18 protein-coding genes are annotated in these 19,577 nt (G+C 69.2%); 8 read left to right on the top strand and 10 right to left on the bottom strand.

Annotation, left to right across the window (positions count from 1 at the left end; translation table 11 throughout):
• Nucleotides 1-10: 10 nt before the first annotated feature.
• Nucleotides 11-877 carry a phosphatidylinositol mannoside acyltransferase gene (locus ACGFI6_RS22160; protein ID WP_393121348.1) on the bottom strand — a complete coding sequence of 289 codons (867 nt, stop codon included), beginning with the start codon at nt 875-877 and terminating at the stop codon, nt 11-13.
• Entirely contained in the window at nt 877-1,533 is a 657-nt protein-coding gene (gene pgsA, locus ACGFI6_RS22155; RefSeq protein ID WP_393121345.1) for a phosphatidylinositol phosphate synthase, read from the bottom strand. Before pgsA ends, ACGFI6_RS22160 begins: the two co-directional genes overlap by 1 nt.
• 109 nt (nt 1,534-1,642) lie before the next feature.
• Between pgsA and ACGFI6_RS22150 the strand changes: the two genes are divergently transcribed.
• Together ACGFI6_RS22150 and ACGFI6_RS22145 are read left to right on the top strand one after the other, a co-directional pair.
• On the top strand, nt 1,643-2,596 hold the full coding sequence (locus tag ACGFI6_RS22150; RefSeq protein ID WP_393121342.1) for a hypothetical protein: 954 nt from the start codon (nt 1,643-1,645) through the stop codon (nt 2,594-2,596).
• 73 nt (nt 2,597-2,669) lie between these two features.
• Nucleotides 2,670-3,608 (top strand): hypothetical protein, encoded by a 939-nt coding sequence (locus ACGFI6_RS22145; protein WP_393121339.1) that lies wholly within the window; start codon nt 2,670-2,672, stop codon nt 3,606-3,608.
• 46 nt (nt 3,609-3,654) lie between these two features.
• Here ACGFI6_RS22145 and ACGFI6_RS22140 read toward each other — a convergent pair whose 3' ends face one another.
• Both ACGFI6_RS22140 and thrS read right to left on the bottom strand, forming a co-directional pair.
• Nucleotides 3,655-4,224: an HIT family protein gene (locus ACGFI6_RS22140; RefSeq protein WP_393121337.1), complete on the bottom strand. Its 570-nt coding sequence runs from the start codon at nt 4,222-4,224 to the stop codon at nt 3,655-3,657.
• A 10-nt stretch (nt 4,225-4,234) separates the two neighbouring features.
• Nucleotides 4,235-6,256: a threonine--tRNA ligase gene (thrS, locus tag ACGFI6_RS22135; protein WP_393121334.1), complete on the bottom strand. Its 2,022-nt coding sequence runs from the start codon at nt 6,254-6,256 to the stop codon at nt 4,235-4,237.
• 162 nt (nt 6,257-6,418) lie between these two features.
• On the opposite strand from thrS, the gene ACGFI6_RS22130 reads away from it, so the two are divergent.
• The 3 genes from ACGFI6_RS22130 to ACGFI6_RS22120 are packed head-to-tail and all read left to right on the top strand — an operon-like array spanning nt 6,419 to nt 8,774.
• Entirely contained in the window at nt 6,419-7,336 is a 918-nt protein-coding gene (locus ACGFI6_RS22130; RefSeq protein WP_393121332.1) for an ABC transporter ATP-binding protein, read from the top strand.
• Nucleotides 7,333-7,983 carry a DedA family protein gene (locus ACGFI6_RS22125; protein WP_393121329.1) on the top strand — a complete coding sequence of 217 codons (651 nt, stop codon included), beginning with the start codon at nt 7,333-7,335 and terminating at the stop codon, nt 7,981-7,983. The genes ACGFI6_RS22130 and ACGFI6_RS22125 overlap by 4 nt, the downstream gene beginning before the upstream one ends.
• Nucleotides 7,980-8,774, top strand: a complete 795-nt coding sequence (locus ACGFI6_RS22120) for an ABC transporter permease (protein ID WP_393121327.1) — start codon at nt 7,980-7,982, stop codon at nt 8,772-8,774. Before ACGFI6_RS22125 ends, ACGFI6_RS22120 begins: the two co-directional genes overlap by 4 nt.
• Before the next feature lie 57 nt (nt 8,775-8,831).
• Here ACGFI6_RS22120 and ACGFI6_RS22115 read toward each other — a convergent pair whose 3' ends face one another.
• The 5 genes from ACGFI6_RS22115 to ACGFI6_RS22095 form a co-directional block, all read right to left on the bottom strand.
• Complete coding sequence (locus ACGFI6_RS22115) at nt 8,832-10,472, bottom strand: division plane positioning ATPase MipZ (protein ID WP_393121324.1); 1,641 nt, start codon at nt 10,470-10,472, stop codon at nt 8,832-8,834.
• A 216-nt stretch (nt 10,473-10,688) separates the two neighbouring features.
• Nucleotides 10,689-11,354, bottom strand: coding sequence for a response regulator (locus tag ACGFI6_RS22110; protein ID WP_393121322.1), 666 nt, complete (start codon nt 11,352-11,354; stop codon nt 10,689-10,691).
• Nucleotides 11,351-12,907, bottom strand: a complete 1,557-nt coding sequence (locus ACGFI6_RS22105) for a sensor histidine kinase (RefSeq protein WP_393121319.1) — start codon at nt 12,905-12,907, stop codon at nt 11,351-11,353. The genes ACGFI6_RS22110 and ACGFI6_RS22105 overlap by 4 nt, the downstream gene beginning before the upstream one ends.
• Nucleotides 12,908-12,940: 33 nt before the next feature.
• Entirely contained in the window at nt 12,941-13,423 is a 483-nt protein-coding gene (locus ACGFI6_RS22100) for a hypothetical protein (protein WP_393121316.1), read from the bottom strand.
• Nucleotides 13,424-14,053: 630 nt separating this feature from the next.
• A complete protein-coding gene (locus tag ACGFI6_RS22095; RefSeq protein ID WP_393121313.1) occupies nt 14,054-15,169 on the bottom strand; it encodes a GntR family transcriptional regulator in 1,116 nt (371 codons plus the stop codon).
• Nucleotides 15,170-15,255: 86 nt separating this feature from the next.
• Between ACGFI6_RS22095 and ACGFI6_RS22090 the strand changes: the two genes are divergently transcribed.
• Nucleotides 15,256-16,719, top strand: a complete 1,464-nt coding sequence (locus ACGFI6_RS22090; RefSeq protein WP_393121310.1) for an ArnT family glycosyltransferase — start codon at nt 15,256-15,258, stop codon at nt 16,717-16,719.
• 18 nt (nt 16,720-16,737) lie between these two features.
• Nucleotides 16,738-17,343 (top strand): formylglycine-generating enzyme family protein, encoded by a 606-nt coding sequence (locus tag ACGFI6_RS22085; RefSeq protein ID WP_393121307.1) that lies wholly within the window; start codon nt 16,738-16,740, stop codon nt 17,341-17,343.
• Nucleotides 17,344-17,358: 15 nt separating this feature from the next.
• Here ACGFI6_RS22085 and ACGFI6_RS22080 read toward each other — a convergent pair whose 3' ends face one another.
• Complete coding sequence (locus ACGFI6_RS22080; protein ID WP_393121304.1) at nt 17,359-18,345, bottom strand: NADPH:quinone oxidoreductase family protein; 987 nt, start codon at nt 18,343-18,345, stop codon at nt 17,359-17,361.
• A gap of 197 nt (nt 18,346-18,542) precedes the next feature.
• On the opposite strand from ACGFI6_RS22080, the gene ACGFI6_RS22075 reads away from it, so the two are divergent.
• Nucleotides 18,543-19,064 carry a GNAT family N-acetyltransferase gene (locus tag ACGFI6_RS22075; protein WP_393121301.1) on the top strand — a complete coding sequence of 174 codons (522 nt, stop codon included), beginning with the start codon at nt 18,543-18,545 and terminating at the stop codon, nt 19,062-19,064.
• Nucleotides 19,065-19,577 lie beyond the last annotated feature (513 nt).

Below are 19,577 nucleotides of genomic sequence, written 5' to 3'. Positions count from 1 at the left end.
CTGGTCCCTACTAATCAACAAAAATCCGCTGCAGCATGTGCCAGTCCTGCGGGTGCTCGGCAATCCCCACCGCGAACGCGTCCGCGCACCGCTGCGTCATCGCGTCCGCTCCGCCATCGGTCTCGATCGTGTCGTGGAAGGTGATGACCAGGTCCGGGCCGTCGTAGTGCAGCGTCGCCGGGATCAGCGGCGCGCCCGTCTTGAGGCTGAGCGCCGCCGGCCCAACGGGCATCCGCGACGGGCGGCCGAAGAACGTCACCGGGACGCCACGCTCGGACAGGTCACGATCGGCGACCAGGCACACGAATCTGCCTGCCCGCAGCCGGTCGGCGAGTACGGCGGTGACGTCGTCGTCACCGCCCGTCAACGGCAGGACCTCCATGCCGAGCTTCTTGCGGTACTCGATGAAGCGGTCGAACAGCGACTCCGGCTGCAGCCGCTCGGCCACCGTCGACACCGGCATCCCGGTCAGTCCCGCCCAGGCGCCGGCATGGTCGTAGTTCGCCAGGTGTGGCAGCGCGCAGATCACGCCCTGGCCAGCGGCGTACGCGTCCCGCAGCAGCTTCTCGTTGACCGTACGGACGCGGCTGACGATCTGCTCGTCGGACCACTCGGGCAGCCGGAACGCCTCCTGCCAGTAGCGCAGGTACGAGCGCAGGCCGGCGCGGGTCAGCTCGTCCAGCTCGGCGTCGGTCGCTTCGGGACGTACGGCGGCCAGGTTGCCGCGCAGGCGCCGTACGCCACGACCGTTGCCCCGGTACGTTCGGTCGGCCGCCCGGGTGAACAGCCACGTCACGGTCCGCTCGGGCAGGCGCCGTACCAGCGCCCAGGCGAGCGCGAAGGCCAGGTCGACGGCCCGCTGCCGGGCGCCGTCCATCAGGCTTTCGGGTCCGGAGGCGGGGTGTCGAGACCTGCGTTCGCCGGGTCCGCGAGCACCTGCTTACGGACCGAGAGCGAGCGCTGCACGACGGTGATCGTGCTCGCCGCGGCGACGTACCAGATCACGATCTCGAGCAGGATCGGCAGGTTGAACACGTCCGAGAAGAACGCGACCACGAGGGTGAACACCAGCCGGTCGGCGCGCTCGGCGAGACCGCCGCTGGCCTTCAGGCCGAGGCTCTCCGCCTTGGCCCGCGCGTACGACGTGACGGCGCCCATCACCAGCGCCCACAGCGTCACCGCGGCCATCAGTGTCGAGTCGCCGGCCCGGGAGTTCGCGTAGAACATCACCAGGCCGCCGAAGATCGCGCCGTCGGCGATCCGGTCCAGCGTCGAGTCCAGGAACGAGCCCCACTTCGACGAGGTTCCCGAGGTCCGGGCCATGTGCCCGTCGATCAGGTCCGAGAAGACGAAGCAGGTGATCACCACGGTGCCGAGCCACAGGTGGCCGCCCGGGAAGAAGATCAGCGCACCCGCGGACACACCGATGGTGCCCACCAGCGTGACCATGTCGGCGGTCACGCCGAGCTTGAGCAGGAGGGTGGCGATCGGCGTGATCACCTTGGTCCAGAACTGCCGGAATCTGTTAAGCATGGCGACGCGATCGTAGTTCACCAGGATCACCATCAGGTCACACGGCACGGCTTTCGCCCTGCGTCGGGGCCTCCCAGGCGCGATGCTGGGAGGTGAGGAGGTGACGCGGATGCGACGTACCTGGCTCGCGAGCGCGCTCATACTCCCGCTCCTCACCGGCGGCTGCAGCGTGGCCCAGCGCGCCAACGGCGCCTCGCCGCCGCCTCCGGTCCCGGCCGCGGTGCTACCGACCGCGATCGCTCCCCCACAGGCCGAAGGTTTGGACGGTACGTGGGGAGCGCCTGGACCGCAGGTGTGTACGGCGATCACGCGCACTCTCACCGCACGCCTGAGACTGCCTGTCACCGCGAAGCCGAACGCCTGGAACGACGGCGGCCTGCCGTCCATGGACCTCTGCACACTGCTCGTCCAAGGGCGCGCCGTCACGATCGGGGTCAGCGCGCTGCCGAGCCAGCCGGACTCGCTGTCGCGCCTGATGAACGGCGCCGGCGGGGTCGGCTCGCTTCCTGAGCTCGGCCCGGAAGCACTGATCGGCGAGTCCCGGCTGGTGTTCCACGCCGGTGGCCACGCGGTCCGCGTCACGCCCGCGGGCGGCATCGACCTGGGTACGCCCGACGGGATCAACCGCGCCACGGCCGTCGCGATCGCCGAGGCTGCGCGCGACGCCGTACCAAAGAGCCTGCGACCGGCCAGGCAGGCGGACGCGACCTGCCAGCTGTCGAACTCGGCGGCCGAGCGGTTCATCGGGCTGCAGGTCCAGCTGCGCCGGGACTACCGCGGAAAGGGCGGGGCGCTGACCTGCATCTGGGGAACGTACGACGCGACCGTCTCGATCGTCGAGGCGTTCGACCAGCCTTCGATCCCGGAGGCGGATCAGGTGCCACCACCCCAGTTCGCACCGATCGGCCGGCCCGGGTATTACCTCCCGAAGTCCGGCGAACTCGTCTTCCGCCAGGGCCGCCGCGTCGTCCGCGTGACCGCCCTGACCGACCCACCCCACGAGGTAACCCTCGACACCCTCACCCACCTGGTCGACCCGATGCTCCCCCTGTTCCTGCGCTGAGCAACACCCGGCAACTTTCCGGATCAGTCCGGCATCCAACCCCCAACAAACACTGCACCCTGGGGGGTTCCACATGACCAAGTGGTCGAAGTACGGCGGGCTTGTCGCCGCCGGCGTCGTCAGCACCAGCCTGCTCACCAGCGGCTTCGCGGCAGCCAAGCCCAGCAGCGGGGCGTCCGTGGCGAGCGGCACCTGCAGCATCCGGGTCGGCTCGGTCACCGCAGGCGGCGATCACCGGATGCAGACCTTCTGGACCGACGGGTCGAGGGTCGAGGACAAGATCGTTGCCAAGGACGTCTATCCGGACGGCCAGGTCCGGCTGAGCGCCACGATGCGGTACGGGTCGGCGGAAGAGGGCAACAGTGAGGGGCACACCGGCCCGGTGATCATGGGTTCGACCATGTACGACACGAGCTACCTCACGCCGAAGGGCGGCGGGGCCGTCATCACGAAGCAGGTCACCCGAGTCGGTCCCGGCTGGGGCGTCTACCGGACGCTGGACCGTTCGACTGTGGTGACCGCGACGGCACAGCGCGACACCGAGTACGCGCTGCACACCGACGGCACGCTCTATCGGCGCAACGTCACCTCGAAGAACGGGGTTCCGAGCCGGCAGATCACCGGCTGGCAGTCCGGGTACCGGGGCGTGAAGGCGATGACGCTGATCAGCCAGACGTCGACCTACGACACGTTCCTGATGACGCTGACCAGCGGGAAGCTCTACACCGCCCGGCTGCCGCTCGCGGGCGGGCACATCATCCCCGGCGTGGTGAAGCAGGTCCGCGGCTCGACCTGGCAGGGGTTCGAGTCGCTGGTGGCAGCACCGTGCGGCACCGGGACGCTGTTGCTCGGCATCGACAAGGACACCGGTGCGGGCTACCTCTACCGCGTTGGCCACGCCAACGGCGCCGCGACCTCGATCGCCGGGCTCGGCAAGGTCAAGGGCACCTTCACGGATCCGGTGTACTTCTACTGGCGGGGCTTCACGGCGCAGAACCTGGCCGGAGAGTGACACCCGCGTAGGACCAGATCGGCCCCGGTCCGCTGGTGGGCCGGGGCTACGGCCAGGACTTGGCGAGCAGGGCGCGGGTGTCGGTGAGGAGTTGTGGGAGGACCTTGGTGCCGGCGACGACGGGCATGAAGTTCATGTCGCCGGCCCAGCGCGGGACCACGTGCTGGTGCAGATGGGCTGCGATGCCGGCGCCGGCGATCTCGCCCTGGTTCATGCCGATGTTGAAGCCGTGCGCATCCGACACCGTACGGACCGCCTGCATCGCCTGCCGGGTCAGCGCCGAGACGTCGGCGACCTCGGCCTCGGTCAGCTCCGTGTAGTCGGCCACGTGCCGGTAGGGCACGACCATCAAGTGGCCGGGGTTGTACGGGTACAGGTTCAGGACCGCGTACGCCGCCTCGCCGCGGTGCACGATCAGCGCGTCGGCGTCCGGCAGCCCCGGGATCCGGCAGAACGGGCAGCCCGACCCGGCCTCGGAGCTGGTTGGCTTGTTCTCGCCTTCGATGTAGGCCATCCGATGCGGCGTCCACAGCCGCATGAACGCATCCGGCACCCCGACGCCGTCCTGCCGCAGCAACTCGTCCGGCGCGTACGGCGAGTCGGGGTGCTCGGTCATACCCGTCCCGTCAGACCTGGACGCGCTTCTGCACGGACTCGACGATCTCCGCGATCGCGTCCGCGATCGGTACGCCGTTCTTCTGGGTGCCGTCGCGGTACCGGAAGGAGACCGACCCGGCGGCCATGTCGTCGTCGCCGGCGATCAGCATGTACGGCGTCTTGGCCTTCTGCGCGTTCCGGATCTTCTTCTGCATCCGGTCGTCGGAGGAGTCGATCTCGACCCGGATGCCCTGTGCCTTCAGCTGCTTCGCGACGTCGTACAGGTAGTCGACGTGGCCGTCGGTGATCGGGATACCGACCACCTGGACCGGGGCCAGCCACGGGGGGAAGGCGCCGGCGTAGTGCTCGGTGAGCACGGCCACGAACCGCTCGATCGAGCCGAACAGCGCGCGGTGGATCATCACCGGGCGCTGCCGCGAACCGTCCGGAGCCGTGTACTCCAGCTCGAACCGCTCCGGCAGGTTGAAGTCCAGCTGGATCGTCGACATCTGCCAGGTCCGGCCGATCGCGTCCCGGGCCTGGACGGAGATCTTCGGGCCGTAGAACGCCGCGCCGCCCGGGTCCGGGACCAGGTCGAGACCGGAGCCCTCGGCAACCTCCCGCAGGGTCTCGGTGGCCTCCTCCCAGACCTCGTCGGAGCCGACGAACTTGTCCGGGTTCTTCGTGGAGAGCTCGAGGTAGAAGTCGTCCAGGCCGTAGTCGGCGAGCAGCCCGAGCACGAACGTCAGCAGGTTGCGCAGCTCGTCGCGCATCTGCTCACGGGTGCAGTAGATGTGCGCGTCGTCCTGGGTGAACCCGCGGGCCCGGGTCATGCCGTGCACGACGCCGGACTTCTCCAGCCGGTACACGGTGCCGAACTCGAACAGCCGCAACGGCAGCTCCCGGTACGACCGGCCGCGGGCCGCGAAGATCAGGTTGTGCATCGGGCAGTTCATCGGCTTCAGGTAGTAGTCCTGGCCCTGCTTGCGGATCTGCCCGTCTGCGCCGCGCTCCTCGTCCAGATGCATGGGCGGGTACATACCGTCGGCGTACCAGTCCAGGTGACCGGAGGTCTCGAACAGCTGGCCCTTGGTGATGTGCGGCGAGTACACGAACTCGTAGTCGTCCTCGACGTGCCGCTGGCGGGAGTAGTCCTCCATCACCTTGCGCAGCACGCCGCCCTTCGGGTGGAAGACCGCGAGGCCGGACCCGATCTCGTCCGGGAAGCTGAACAGGTCCAGCTCGGTTCCGAGCTTGCGGTGGTCGCGCTTGGCGGCCTCCTCCAGGCGGTTCAGGTACGCCTTCAGCTCGTCGCGGGACTCCCACGCGGTGCCGTAGATGCGCTGCAGCTGCGGGTTCTTCTCGCTGCCCCGCCAGTAGGCCGCCGCCGTACGCATCAGCTTGAAGTTGCCGAGGTATCCGGTCGCGGGCACGTGCGGGCCGCGGCAGAGGTCCTTCCAGGCGACGCTGTCGTCACGCCGGACGTTGTCGTAGATCGTCAGCTCGCCGCCACCGACCTCGACACTCGCGCCCTCGGCGGCGTCGGCCGCGGAGCCCTTGATGCCGATCAGCTCCAGCTTGTACGGCTCGGAGGCCAGCTCGGTGCGCGCGTCGTCGTCGGAGACCACCCGGCGGCTGAACCGCTGCCGCTCCTTGATGATCTGCTGCATCTTCTTCTCGAGCTTGGTCAGGTCCTCCGGGGTGAACGGCGTCTCGACGTCGAAGTCGTAGTAGAACCCGTTCTCCACCGGCGGGCCGATGCCGAGCTTGGCGTCCGGGAACACGTCCTGGACGGCCTGCGCGAGGACGTGCGCGGTCGAGTGCCGGATGATCGCGCGGCCGTCCTCGGACGCCGCCTTGACCGGCTCGATCTGGTCGCCGTCGGCGACCACCCGGGACAGGTCCCGCAGCTCACCGTTGACGCGGGCGGCGATGGCGGAGCGGTCCTGGCCGAAGATCTCGGCGAACAGCTCCCCGATCGTCGTCGTCTCGGTCACACTCCGCTCAGCCTCGCCCTCGACGCCGACCAGGTGGACCTTGACTTCCGACACGTTCACTCCTCGGTTCGTGCGTGACCGGCCGATTGCAGGTCACGGGACAGATGGTATCGACAACGAAAGTAGGGGGTCGGACCAGCCGGTCGTCAGATGTGCGGAGGGGTCCGAGATTCCTAGGTTCGAGGTACGCACAACGAACCAGGAAAGGGCCCCGGCGTGATCACGCTCGAAGGACTCACCAAGAGATACGGCGGCACCACCGCGGTGGACTCGCTCGACCTGACCATCTCCCCCGGCCGGGTGACCGGCTTCCTCGGGCCGAACGGCGCCGGCAAGTCGACCACGATGCGGATGATCCTCGGGCTGGACAGTCCGTCGGCCGGCACCGCGCTCGTCGACGGCCGCCCGTACGCGGACTGGCCGAGCCCGCTGACCAAGGTCGGCGCGCTGCTCGACGCCAAGGCCCTGCACCCCCGCCGGTCCGCCCGCAACCACCTGGTCGCGATGGCGCGCAGCAACGGGATCCCGGTCAGCCGGGTCGACGAGGTGCTGGCGACGGTCGGTCTGGACGAGGTGACCCGCCGGCGCGCCGGGCAGTTCTCGCTCGGGATGGGCCAGCGGCTCGGGATCGCCGGCGCGCTGCTCGGTGACCCCGAGGTGCTGATGTTCGACGAGCCGGTCAACGGCCTCGACCCGGATGGTGTCCGCTGGGTCCGGCAGCTGATGCGCTCGCTGGCGGCGGAGGGGCGGACGGTCTTCGTCTCCAGCCACCTGATGAGCGAGATGCAGCTCACCGCCGACCAGCTGGTCGTGATCGGCCGCGGTCGCCTGATCGCGGACGCGCCGGTGGCCGACGTGATCGCCGGCTCGTCGCGGACCACCGTCGCGGTCCGGGTCCCGGATCGCGCCCAGTTCGCCGTACTGCGGGATCGGCTGACGGAGATCGCGGAGCGGGTAGAGGCCGTGGACGAGCAGCTGCGGGTGACCGGCGTGACGGCCGAGCAGGTCGGCGATCTCGCGTACGAGCTCGGCGTGCGGCTGCACGAGCTTGTGACAGAGCGTGCGTCCCTCGAGGAGGCGTACATGGAGCTCACGGCCGACAGCGTCGAGTACGGCGTGGCGGTTGCGTCATGAGCGACGCGATCCTGCAGTTCGCCCACGAGCTGATGTCGTCGTGGTGGATCTACGTCGCGTTGTGGGGGTTCGCGGCGCTCGACGGGTTCTTCCCGGCGATCCCCTCGGAGACGCTGGTGGTGACGGCGGGCGTGTTCGCCGCGGCGAGCGGTGAGCCCAATCTGTACGCCGTCATCGTGGTGGCGGCCGTCGGCGCCTTCATCGGCGACCACCTCTCCTACGCGCTCGGACGCGGCGCGGGCGGGCGATTGCTCGACCGGATGAAGCCCGGGACCAAGAGACACGGCGCGGTGCTCTGGGCACGACGGTCGCTGGAGGAGCGCGGCGGGCTGATCCTCGTGGTCGCCCGGTACGTGCCGGGCGGGCGTACCGCGGTGACGCTGACGATGGGATCGGTGCGCTATCCGCTCCGGCAGTTCTCGGCGTTCGCAGCGCTGGCCGCGATCAGCTGGGGCAGCTACTGCACGCTGGTCGGCTACATCGGCGGGAAGGCGTTCGAGGACAACCCGTTGAAGGGTGTCGTCCTGGGCATCGGGCTGGCGCTCGCGGTGACTTTCGCCGTCGAGGTCGTCCGGCACCAACTCAAGAAGCGGCGTCAAGCTCAAGCTGAGGTCGAGCCTCAACTCGTGGAAGCAGGTAAGCGATGAGTACGGCAGTCATCGACCGGAGCACCGGCAGCGGACTCACGAACGCGGTCCGATCGGAGTGGACCAAGCTGTGGACGGTCCGCTCCAGCCTGGCGAACCTCGTGGCCGCCGCGCTCCTGACCGTGTTGCTGGGTATGCAGTACGGCTGGGGCCTCGCCTACGACAACACCCACCTCGGGCCGGGCGAGCTGGCCGAGCAGCAGCCGGTCGGTCACTTCGGCAGCTCCGCGATGATGATCGTGCAGGTGATCATCGCGGCGTTCGCGCTGCTGCCGGTGACAGCGGAGTACGCGACCGGGAGCATCCGCTCGACGCTGCAGTGGACTCCGGTACGGCGGAACGTCGTACTCGCCAAAGCGGCCGTGCTCGCACCGGTGCTGTTCGGGTACGGGCTCGTGATGGCGGCGCTCGCGTCGGTGGCAGGCGGACTCACCGCCGGCTCGTGGGCCGACTGGAGTGCGAGCGACCTCGTCGGCGATCTGCTGGCAGCCGGCTTCTACGCGACCGCGGCGGGCCTGTTCAGCTCCGGGATCGCCTGGGTGGTCCGGAGTACGGCCGGCACGCTGACCGTCGCGTTCCTGCTGCTCCTGGTGGTCCCGCTGATGCTGGGCCAGAGCTCGTTGCGGGCACTGGTGTGGCTGGCCGCGCTCCTTCCCGGTGGCGCCGGCCAGAACTTCCTCACCGGTGCGACGGACCCCATCTCGCCCACTGCGAGCGCGGTCGTACTGATCGCCTGGGCCGTCGGTGGGCTGACGCTCGGGGCGAGCGTACTGAAGCGCCGCGACGCCTGAACAGCAACGAGGCGGTCCGGACAATGCCCGGACCGCCTCGGTTGTTGTTCGATCCGCTCAGCGCGGGGTGTTCAGCGAGATCGTGATCTGCTCGGAGACCCGGGCCGCCAGGTCCAGGGCGGCCCGGCGGGTGGCGGGCTGCAGGGCGGAGTGGTCGAGCGGGCCTTCGGCGGCGATGTGCATGTCGGTCGGGATGTCGACGACGGCAGCGGCGCGCGAATCGAAGTACGGGCGGAGCTGCTTCTCGACCTCCTTGTTGACGTCGCCGGGGCCGTTCGAGACCGCGATCACGGCACGGCGGATCAGCCGCTGCGCCTCGGGGCCCTGGTTGTCGAGCTCCTCCAGCATCTGTACGGCAGCCGCACAGGACAGGCTCTTCCACTTGATCGGGATGACGAGCGCGTCGGCCGCCTTCATCGCCTCGCGCCAGTTGCTGGAGCCCTCGTTGTTGCCGGTGTCGATCACGAGCACCTTGTAGAACCGGCTCAGCAGCCGGTGGATCTGGTCGAAGTCCAGGGCCTCGATCTGCGCGTAGGTCGTGGTCGCGGACGTGAGCACGTCGTACTGACCGGCGACCTGGTGGCGCAGGTACGCCGCGACGTCACCGAGCCGGGCGTCCGGCTGGGTCAGCATCGGCATCGCCTGCAGCATGTCCGTGACCGTGGACCGCGAGTTGGTGTCGTGGGTCCGCAGGTGCATGTTGCCGCGCAGCTCGTTGTTGTCCCACGCGACGACACCGCCGCCACGAGCCTGGCCGAGCGCACCGGCGAGCAGCAGGGTGGTCGGCGTCTTGCCGGAGCCACCCTTCGGGTTCGCGACGACGATCGTCACCGGACGGCGGAAGGCCGTCGCGGCGGTCGCCCGCGCGATCCGCTCGGAACGCTCGGAGGTACCGGGACGCAGCTTCAGCATGCTCCGGACGCCGCGCTCCGCGGGAGCCTCGCGCGGCAGCGGCAGCGCCTGCAGGAGCTCCTCGGAGCGGTAGGACAGGTTCTGCTGCTGTTGGGCCTGCTGGCCGGGGATGCCCTGCGGGAAGAAGTGCTGAGCAGCAGGCGACAGCGGCTGGTTGCCCTGCCCACCGCCCTGCCCACCGCCCTGCCCAGGCTGACCGCCCGCTGCGCCCTGGCCGCCCTGCGCCGGCTGCTGGCCCTGCGGTGTCTGGTACTGACCCGGCTGCTGCTGGCTGCCCTGGCCGCCCTGCTGCTGAGCGGCCATGTCCTGGCCGCTGGCCTGGAACGAGGAGCCGCCGAACACCGGGGAGCCGGTGTCCTGCTGGGACCCTGCATTGTCGCTCGACCCCGACCCAGACCCGGCTTCCGGGCTCTGGGGCTCGGCGATCAGGTCGTCGTCCTGCTCCTCCGGCTGGCTCCACGAGGAGGCCGCGGAGTCCGGGACGGGCTGCGCCCAGGACGGGCTGGGCGGGGTCTGCTGCGGCTGGGTCCACGGGGCCGGCTGGTTCACAGGACGGTCAGCGGACGGACTGGCCGATTGGGCCGCCGGGCCGGACCACGAGTCGCCCGGGAAGTCCCCGGACAGCGCGTCGCCCTGCTCCGTGGCGTCCTCGGTGGTGTCGTCGACGGCTTCGGCGTCGTTGGGGTCCGGCTGTGACCAGGAGGGGGTCGGCTGCCACATTCTCCGGACCTCGGCCGCCGCCGCTTCCCGGTCCTTGTGCTGTCCGGAGTTGTGCGAGTCGGTCACGACCTGGATCCCCGATTCTGTCAGAGGGGGCGGGTGGCCCCTGGAAGCTTGCTGGGTAACTCCGGAGGTGTGAGGTCTCCGGGAGGGTCCACTATCCCATGACCCGGTGTCCTCACCACGTCACCACCCGGAGCGTTCGGTGACGGTTCCGCAACCAGTGTCCACGCTCGCCCGGAGCATGCGCCGCGGTGACCCGAAGCGGCCAAATACGAGCCTTCAGCGGGTCACCAGACCAGCCTCGTAGGCGACGATCGCCGCCTGGACCCGGTTCTTCACGCCGAGCCGCACCAGAATCGCGCTGACGTGCGCCTTCACGGTGCCCTCGACCAGGTACAGCCGGGCCGCGATCTCGGCGTTCGACAGCCCCGCTCCGACCAGGCCGAGCACCTCCAGCTCACGCGGCGTGAGGGCTGCGGCCTGCTCCTTCGCGGCGGCAGCCCGCGCCATCGCGCCACCGCCCACGCCCGCGCTCAGCTCGGCGATCACCCGGTGCGCGATCTTGGGCGACAGGTACGCAGCACCGTCCGCGACCGCTTTCAGCCCCGCGATCAGCTCCCGCGGGTCACCGGACTTGAGCAGGAACCCGCTGGCCCCGTCCCCCAGTGCCCGCGCGATGTACGCGTCCTCCGAGAAGGTCGTGAGCACGACGACCGCGGTCTCCGGCACGGTCCGGCGGATCTCCGCCGCGGCCGTGAGCCCGTCCATCCGTGGCATCCGGATGTCCAGTACGGCGACGTCCGGCCGATGCCGACGGACCGCCTCGACCGCTTCGGCCCCGTCGGCTGCCTCGGCGACAACCTCGATCCCGTCGTCGGTGCCGAGGATCGCGCGGACACCGGCCCGCACCATCGCCTCGTCGTCGGCGAGCATCACCCTGATCATCGGTTGCCTTCCGGGGTCGGTGGAACAGAGCCGCTCTGTACGACGGCCTTGGCGACCAGAGCGCCGTCCGCGAAGCACAGGCGGTACACGTAGTTGCTGGAGAACGGTGCGGCCGGGCGGTAGTACCTGCAGGTCCAGTCGGCAGGTGGCTCGTACTTCTCGGTCGGTGCGTCGATCATCTGCATCCGCGGCAGTACCTTCGCCACCTCGTCCTCGGACTGCCCGACGCTGATCGACTCGTACTGCGCCGGTCGCAGGATCGCGCTGTAGCCGGCCACGAGGTAGTAGCCGAGGGCAACCGCACCGACAACGGCCCCCAGCAGTACGGGGGCTGCTATGGCCGTGATCAGTCCACGCTGCGCACTGCGCCGTACCGTTGCGCGCTCGACTGCCGCGGTAGGTGGCCCCGGACGCCCACCGGCGCGCGGCATCGTGACGGTGACCTGGAAGCCCCCATCTGGTCGTGGTCCTGCAGCCAGCGAACCACCGGCCAGGCGGACTCGTTCTCGGAGCCCGTCGAGCCCACGGCCACCTGACGGCGCAGTCACGGTCTGCCTGGCCCCGGTGTCCAGAACCTCCACGAGTACGTCGTTCTCGCGCGTTGTTACGTTAACGGTCACGGGTGCACCTGGTGCGTGCTTGCTGGCGTTGGTCAGCGACTCCTGTACGACGCGATGCACCGCGCGATCGACCATCGGTGCGAGCACGTCGTCCACGTGCTCGGTCAGCTGCACCGAGAGTCCTGATGCCGCGGCCCGGTCCACCAACGCCCGTACTGATTCGTCATGTGGCGCCGTCGGTGCCTCCTGGTCACGCAGTACGCCGACGGCCTCGCCCAGTCGCTCGGTGGCCGTGGCAGCGGACTCTCGGAGCTCCCCCGCCGCCAGGCGGTGCTTCTCCGGCAGGGAGGGGTCGAGCTCGAGTGCTGCGGCGCGCAACGCGATCAGGCTGAGCTCGTGGCCGACCGAGTCGTGCATGTCCTCGGCGATCCGGGTGCGCTCACGCAGCCGTTCCTGGTCGATCTCCATCTGCTGCTCGCGTTCGATGCGCTCGGCCCGTTCCCAGCCGGCCGTCGCGAGCTGGGCCTGCTGTGCGCGGTAGCGCCCGATCAGCCACGGCAGCACGACGATCAACAGGGCCATCAGGAGCAACAGCAACCAGGTCAGAACCGCTTCGGTTGCCTGCGAGCCCCTGCGGATCGTCAGCGCGAGGACCAGCAGCCCCAGCAACGATGCCATGCTCACCATGACGAAATGCCTGGGTTGCGTCTCCCGTCGACCGGCGTTGTAGGACAGCACGCTGACCGCCGGTACGAGCGCGACCGGGACGCCGCTCGACGTGTTGAGGGTGAACGCGAGGATGAGAATGTCCGTCCACACCACCACGGACAGTACGGTCAACGGCCATTTGCGTCGGCAGGTAATCACGAACGCCAGTACGGCGAGACACCCGGCCCGGAACCAGTACGGGTCGTTCCGTGCGCCGCTCTCCGCGAGCACGAGGAGGCCAAGGCCGGCCCACAACCCCACGTCCCCCAGGCGCCGCCAGTTCATACCGCTGACGCTACACAGTCGCGGACAGCGGTCCTACTGACGAAAGACAGCATTCGGCGCCAGTACGCCGCCTGGTGCAGTGTGACGGCGCCGTGGTCCACCAGTCGCGGAGCCACCAGCAGGTCCGCCCCGAGCGTTGGCCGCACGCCGACGTACTCGTGGAACAGCACCCACGCGAAGACGCACGGGTACTCGTAGTAGTGCGCCGCACCGTGCCACGGCTTGTCGTCGACGTAGTAGACGTGGCCCGTTCGCCAGCAGGTGGATGTGATCGTGCACCTCGCCGGAGCGGTCCACCCAGTCGACGAAGCGCTCGTGTTGCGGATCCCAGTACCCGATGGGGAGCGGACGGCGGATGGCCTCTGCGAGCCGTCGGGCGTTGCTGACGTACCGCGCTGCCCTGTCGGTGCCGTCGAGCAGCGTCTCCAGCTCGGCAAGCAGCTCGAAGGACCGTACGGCGAGTGCGGCGGCCAGCGTCTCGCGGCCGTCCTTGATCACCTGGTCCTCGTAGTACACGTCCGACCAGAGCCTGCCGAGCGGGTCGATACAGTCCTCGACGCACGACGCGGCGCCCTCGCGCGTTGCCGGTCACCAGGAACATGACCGCGTTCGCCGTACCGTCGAGGCTGTTGCGGCCGACGTGGTACTCGCGGTCGCCGTCGGGCTGCACCGCGCAGGGGTCGCGCCAGAGCTGCTGCGGGTCCTCTCGCATCAGCCGGAGCTGCAGCTCGATCATCCGCCGTACGACAGCCTGGTCGACCGCACTGCCCCACGCCAGCCGGCCCTTGATCTGGAACTCGTGGTCAACGTCCGGATAGGTGCCGACGTACTTGTCGGCGAGCGGACGACCCCGGTGCTTCCTCAACCGTGCCGTCTGCCCCTGCACGGTCACGTGCACGTTGTCGTCGTCGAAACGGACAGCGACCGCCCCGTCGGCCGTAACGTGCCAGGCCGGTTCTGTAAGGGAGTCAGGGAGCACCCAGCACGCGCCGTGCCCGTCTACCGGCTCACCCTGCGACGGCAGCACGTGACCGTCGTCCAGTACGAACACCGGGCCGCGCCGGAAGGTCAGCTCGAGCTCGCCGCTGGCAGTCCAGGTGCGATCGTCGACCGGCGTCAGTGTCGCGGCGGTCGTCGGCAGTTCGCTCACGCGTTCCTGCTCTCGGCGTCGATGAGCTCGAACGGTACGTACGACAGGTTCGGTACCGGCTCACCGCGGAGCAGTGCGAGGAGCATGTCGACAGCGATCCGGCCCATCGCTGTCTGGTTCTGCTTCACGTGCAAGAACGGCGGTCCGCCGATGGAGTCCCCCGGCGAGTCGAAGCAGGCGACCACGCGATCGCCGCCCAGGACCCGGTCGACCATGCGGGCCAGGTTGTACTCACACGCGAAGTACGCGGTCACCTCCGGCCGGCGGTCGCGGAACGCGCGGATGGTGTCCATGTCCGCGCGCACGCTCTCCGTGGTCGTCGAACCGGGCAGGGTGCTTCGCAGGTCGGTCAGCTCGTACGGCTGGCCGCGCTCACCGAACGCCGTACGGAAGCCGTCCAGCCGGTCCTCGATGGACGAGGTGTTCACCGGCGGCGGCGACACGAACGCGATGTGCTCGTGGCCCTGGTCGAGCAGGCGCTCGGTCAACGCACGCGCAGCAGCCACGTTGTCGGTATGAACCGCAGCCACCGGGATGCCGGACAGGTGGCGATCAACCAGGACCACGGGGAATCCGTCGAGGACCTGCCGGAGCAGACTGGCGTTGTAGAAGTCGCCGTGCACCGGGAAGACGATCAGGCCGTCCACGGCGGCCACCAGCGAGTCGACGGCCTTCTCCTCGTCGGTCTGCCGGCCATGCGTGCGTCTGACGACCAGGTGGGCGCCGTACTCCGCGCAGCGCTCCTCGATCGCGTTCAGGAGGTCCAGCCCGTACGACTCGGACATATCAGGCACGATCAGCGCGACCGACCGCGCCTCGCGCCGCTGCGCCGGACGCAGCGGGACGTCGAGGTCGGTCAGGTCCGGCAACCGCCGTACGACGAAGGTGCCCTTGCCGCGGATGCGCTCGACCAGACCCGCCTCCCGCAGGACCTCCAGCGCGCGCTTGGACGTGATCCGGCTGACCCCGAACTGGGTCGCCAGTTCCATCTCCGACGGCACCCGGTCCCCCGGCCGCAACGCACCCCGCCGGAGCTGCTCCAGCACATGCGCGCAGATCCGCTCGTACAGCAGTGCCACAGGCCGTCCCTTCGGCAGTCCCCCGGTTGTCATATCCAATCATCCCGCTCGCCGCAGATGTAGCAGTGGTCGTCCGTTCTGGACTAGTCGCGGGCCCCGGGAGCTGTCACGATTCGCGCATGACTCGCCCATCGGTTCCCGCGTTCGCAGCGCGGCCTGTGCTGGCTGTTGCGATGCTCGTCGGCGTGGTGCTCACCGCGCTGTCCGGGCGGTACGGCTACCACCGCGACGAGCTGTACTTCATGGTCGCCGGCCGGCACCTGAACTGGGGGTACGTCGACCAGCCGCCGCTGACCCCGTTCATCGCCCGGGTGTCGACCACGGTCTTCGGCGACACCGTGGTCGGTCTGCGGGTGCTGTCGACGCTCAGCACCATCGCCACGATCGTCGTGATCGCACTGCTGGCCCGCGAGTTCGGCAGCGATCGGCGCGGGCAGTTGCTCGCCGCGATCTGCGCCGCGTTGTCCGGTTTCGTCCTCGGTGTAGGACACATGGTGTCCACAGCGACGTACGACCTGCTGGCCTGGATGCTGATCGGTCTGTTCGCGGTGAAGCTGCTGCGGACGCTGGACGGGCGGTGGTGGCTCGCGCTCGGGCTGACAGCCGGCATCGCGATCGAGAACAAATACCTGGTCGTACTGCCGATTGCTGCGCTGTTCGTGTCGCTGCTGATCGTGGGGCCGCGCAGTGTGCTGCGCTCGTGGTGGCTGCTCGTGGGAGTCGCTGTGGCCGGGGTGGTCGCGCTGCCTAACGTGGCGTGGCAGTTCCAGCACGGCTGGCCGCAGCTCACCGTCGCGTCGGGGATCAGCGAGGACGACGGCACCGAGAACCGCATCATGTTCGTACCGCTGCAGATCCTGCAGCTGTCGCCGTTCCTCGTTCCGCTGTGGGTTGCAGGGTTCCTGCGGTTGTGGCGCCGGCTGACCTGGGCGCGGTCGGTCGCGCTCGCGTACCCGGTGCTCTGCGTCGTCGTACTGGTTGCCGGAGGCAAGTCGTACTACGCGCTGCCGCTGCTGCTCGTACTGGTCGCTGCTGGGTGCGAGCCTGCCCTGGGGTGGATCAGCCGGCATCGAGTGCAGGCAATCGTCGGGCTGGTGCTGACGGCTGTGACGTCGGCAGTCTTCACGCTGCCGGTGCTGCCCGCGTCCGCCGTCGACCTCGTCATCCCGGTGAACAAGGAGCAGGGCGAGCAGATCGGCTGGCCCGGGTTCGTCGAGACGGTGGCGACCGCGTGGGAGCGTATCCCGGCCGCCGACCGCGCCAACGCGACGTTGTTCGCGAGCAACTACGGCGAGGCCGGGGCGATCGAGCGGTACGGCGCAGCACATGGATTGCCGACGGTTTATGCGACGCACATGAGCTACTACGACTGGCGCCGTCCTCCCGACAGCAACACCGGGCCGGTGCTGCTCATCGAGATCGTCCGGGCGCCGCAGCGAGAGCAGCACTTCCGCGACTGCACACAGGTCGGCACTGTGAAGAGTCCCGTGTCGAACGACGAGGACGGGACCGCGCTGATGCTGTGCTCGGGTCCGACCGAGCCGTGGTCCACGCTGTGGCCGAAGATCCGGCAGTTCTACTGAGTCACCTACGGTTGGGCGATGCTCGATCTGGTGGACATCCCGGGCGGTCTGCTGTTTCTGCGCGACGACCGTGTAGGGCGACGGTGGCACGTCGACGTACCCGCGTTCCGGCTGGGGCGGTACCCGCTCACACGCGACGGGCTGCCGCTGACCGGTGTCAGCTGGTACGGCGCTGTTGCCTTGTGCAACCAGCTGTCGGAGGAGGCGGGGCTGCCCGTCGCGTACGCGATCGACGGTGAGCTGGTCGAGTGGGATGCCGCTTCTCCCGGGTATCGCCTGCCGACCGAGGCCGAGTGGCAGCACGCCTGCACCGCTGGGACGCCCGCGTACCGGTACGGTCCCCTGGACAAGATCGCCTGGTACGCCGAGAACTCGGGCGGCACCGTGCAGCCCGTCGGCCGGCGGGAGCCGAACGCGTGGGGTCTGCACGACATGCTCGGGAACGTGTGGGAGTGGTGCTGGGATCAATACGACCCGGAGACGTACGGCCCGTACCGGATCTTCCGCGGCGGCGGCTTCGACGACCCCGCCCGCTCCGTCGGCTCCACAGTCCGCCGCCGCTCCCACCCAACCTTCAGCATCGAAGACCTGGGCCTCCGCCTGGCCCGATCAATCTCCAACTGACGGATCGAGGGCGAGCTAACCGACCTCGGCCGCTGGGTTGAGGGCGAGCTTGCCCACGGTGGCTCGGGACTCGAGCTCGGCGAGGGCCTTGGGGCCGTCGGCGAGGTCGTACACGGTCGGGGTGCCGGGCGGGTAGACGCCGGCGGCGATCAGCCGGTCGAGTTCGGCGAGGGTGGCGGCGAACAGCTCCGGCGCCTGCTGGATCGTCGTGGTGAGGTGCTGCCCGATCACGTGCACAGGATGCTTGAAGTTGAGCTCCCAGTTGCTGACCGTCGCCTCCCCACTCGCGGCCCCGATCACAACGACCTTCCCAGTCACCCGGCGCGCAACCTCGACGCTCTGCCGGAACGTCTCGCCACCAATCGATTCCAGCACGATGTCCACACCACGCCCGTCCGTCAACCGCAGTACCTCAGGTACGAGCTCCGCGGTCCGGTAGTCGATGACATGGTCCGCTCCAAGCCCCCGTACGACCTCATGCTTTGACGCCGACGCGGTGGCGATCACGGTGGCGCCGTAGTGCTTGGCGATCCGCACTGCAGCCTGACCGACCCCACCAGCGGCCGCGTGGATCAGCACAATGTCGTTCGCGCTCAGCTGTCCGAGCGACCGGAGCGAGACGAGCGCCGTCGCCCAGTTCAGCATCAGACCGAGCGCCTGCTCGTCCTGCCACCCCGCCGGCACCGGCACTACCCCGTCCGCGGGCATCACCATGTACTCCGCGAACGCTCCCGGCCCGGTCCCGATCACGTGATCTCCCACAGCCACGTTCGTCACGCCGTCCCCCAGCGCGACGACCTCACCAGCCGCCTCGAACCCTGCGACGTACGGCACCGGCGGCGCTCCGTCGTACGTACCCCGCGTCTGCATCACATCCGCGAAGTTCACCCCCGCAGCACCGACCCGTACCAGCACCTCCCCGCTCCCAGCCTCAGGCACCGGCGCCTCAACAACCCGCAACCCCGCCGGCCCGACCAGGGCCCCCAGCTCCAACGCCCGCACCACAACCACCTTTCGCTGATATATCAGTATGTATCAGACCATACACCTGTTCGCTCATTGTCAAACACGTGTTCCGCCCGCAGCCCATCCGCCCGCACCGCCCCCTCCGCCCGCACCGACTGCACCGACTGCACCGACCGTTCTCGATGGGCGGAAATCCGGTCGCTGACCGTCGGATGGCTCGGTAGCTTCGCGGGATGGACCTGCTGCTGACGACCCGGAGGCTGTTCCTCCGCTGGCCGATCGAGTCCGACTTCCAAGCCCTCTGCGACCTCTGGACCGACCCCCGCGTAGCCCGCTTCATGGACGACTTCGGCCCACGCGACGTCCCCGCAGTCCGCGAGTGGCTAGACCTCCACACCAGCGGCACCAACCGCAACGGCACCCACCTGCAACTGATCCCCACCCGCCGCACCGACAACACCCCTGTCGGCTGGCTAGGCCTGGGCGAAAGCCAAGACCCAGCAGGCGACTGGAGCTTCGGCTACGCCATCCACCCCGCCCACCGAGCCAACGGCTACGCAACCGAAGCCCTGACAGCAGCCCTCGCCTACTGTCACACCACCCTCAAAATCCCCACCATCTGGGGCGAATGCCACCCGGACAACCCAGCCTCAGCCCACGTAATGACCCAAGCCGGCCTAATCGAACTCCCCCCAACCCCCACATCCCGCCGCTTCCAACACCACCCCCCACCCCACCCCCAGCACCACCCCTAACCGCACGCACATCCCCACCCGCACCCCCACGCCATCACAATCCGCGAATCCCCCCAACTCCCCGCCCAACCCCCACCCCACCCACCAATTGCAGTGGCCTGCAGAACCACCCCCGCCCACGGCGGCGACACAACGCCAGCAGGTGAGCTGATGGCCGACCCAGCTCGTGCCCGTGACCGCACCGCCCAACCCAACTCACACGGCTGAGCCGACCACTCCGCCCGACCCACGCATGTGAACCAACCGCCCCACCCGACCCATGCACGTGAGGTGACTGCCGAACCCGGGCCACGCGGCCGAGCCGACTGCCGGACCCGTGCCGCGCGGGTGAGCTGACTACCCAACCCGCCCCGCACTGGTGAGCTGACCGCCCAACCCAACCCAGCAGGTGAGCTGACCGCCGAACCCGGGACGCGCGGGTGAGCTGACCGCCCAACCCAACCCAGCAGGTGAGCTGACCGCCGAACCCGGGACGCGCGGGTGAGCTGACCGCCCAACCCAACCCAGCAGGTG

It is taken from the genome of Kribbella sp. NPDC048928 (genome assembly GCF_043197975.1).
Taxonomy (GTDB): domain Bacteria; phylum Actinomycetota; class Actinomycetes; order Propionibacteriales; family Kribbellaceae; genus Kribbella.
Note: the sequence above shows the minus strand (reverse complement) of the source record. Positions and strands in the feature narration are given on the sequence as shown.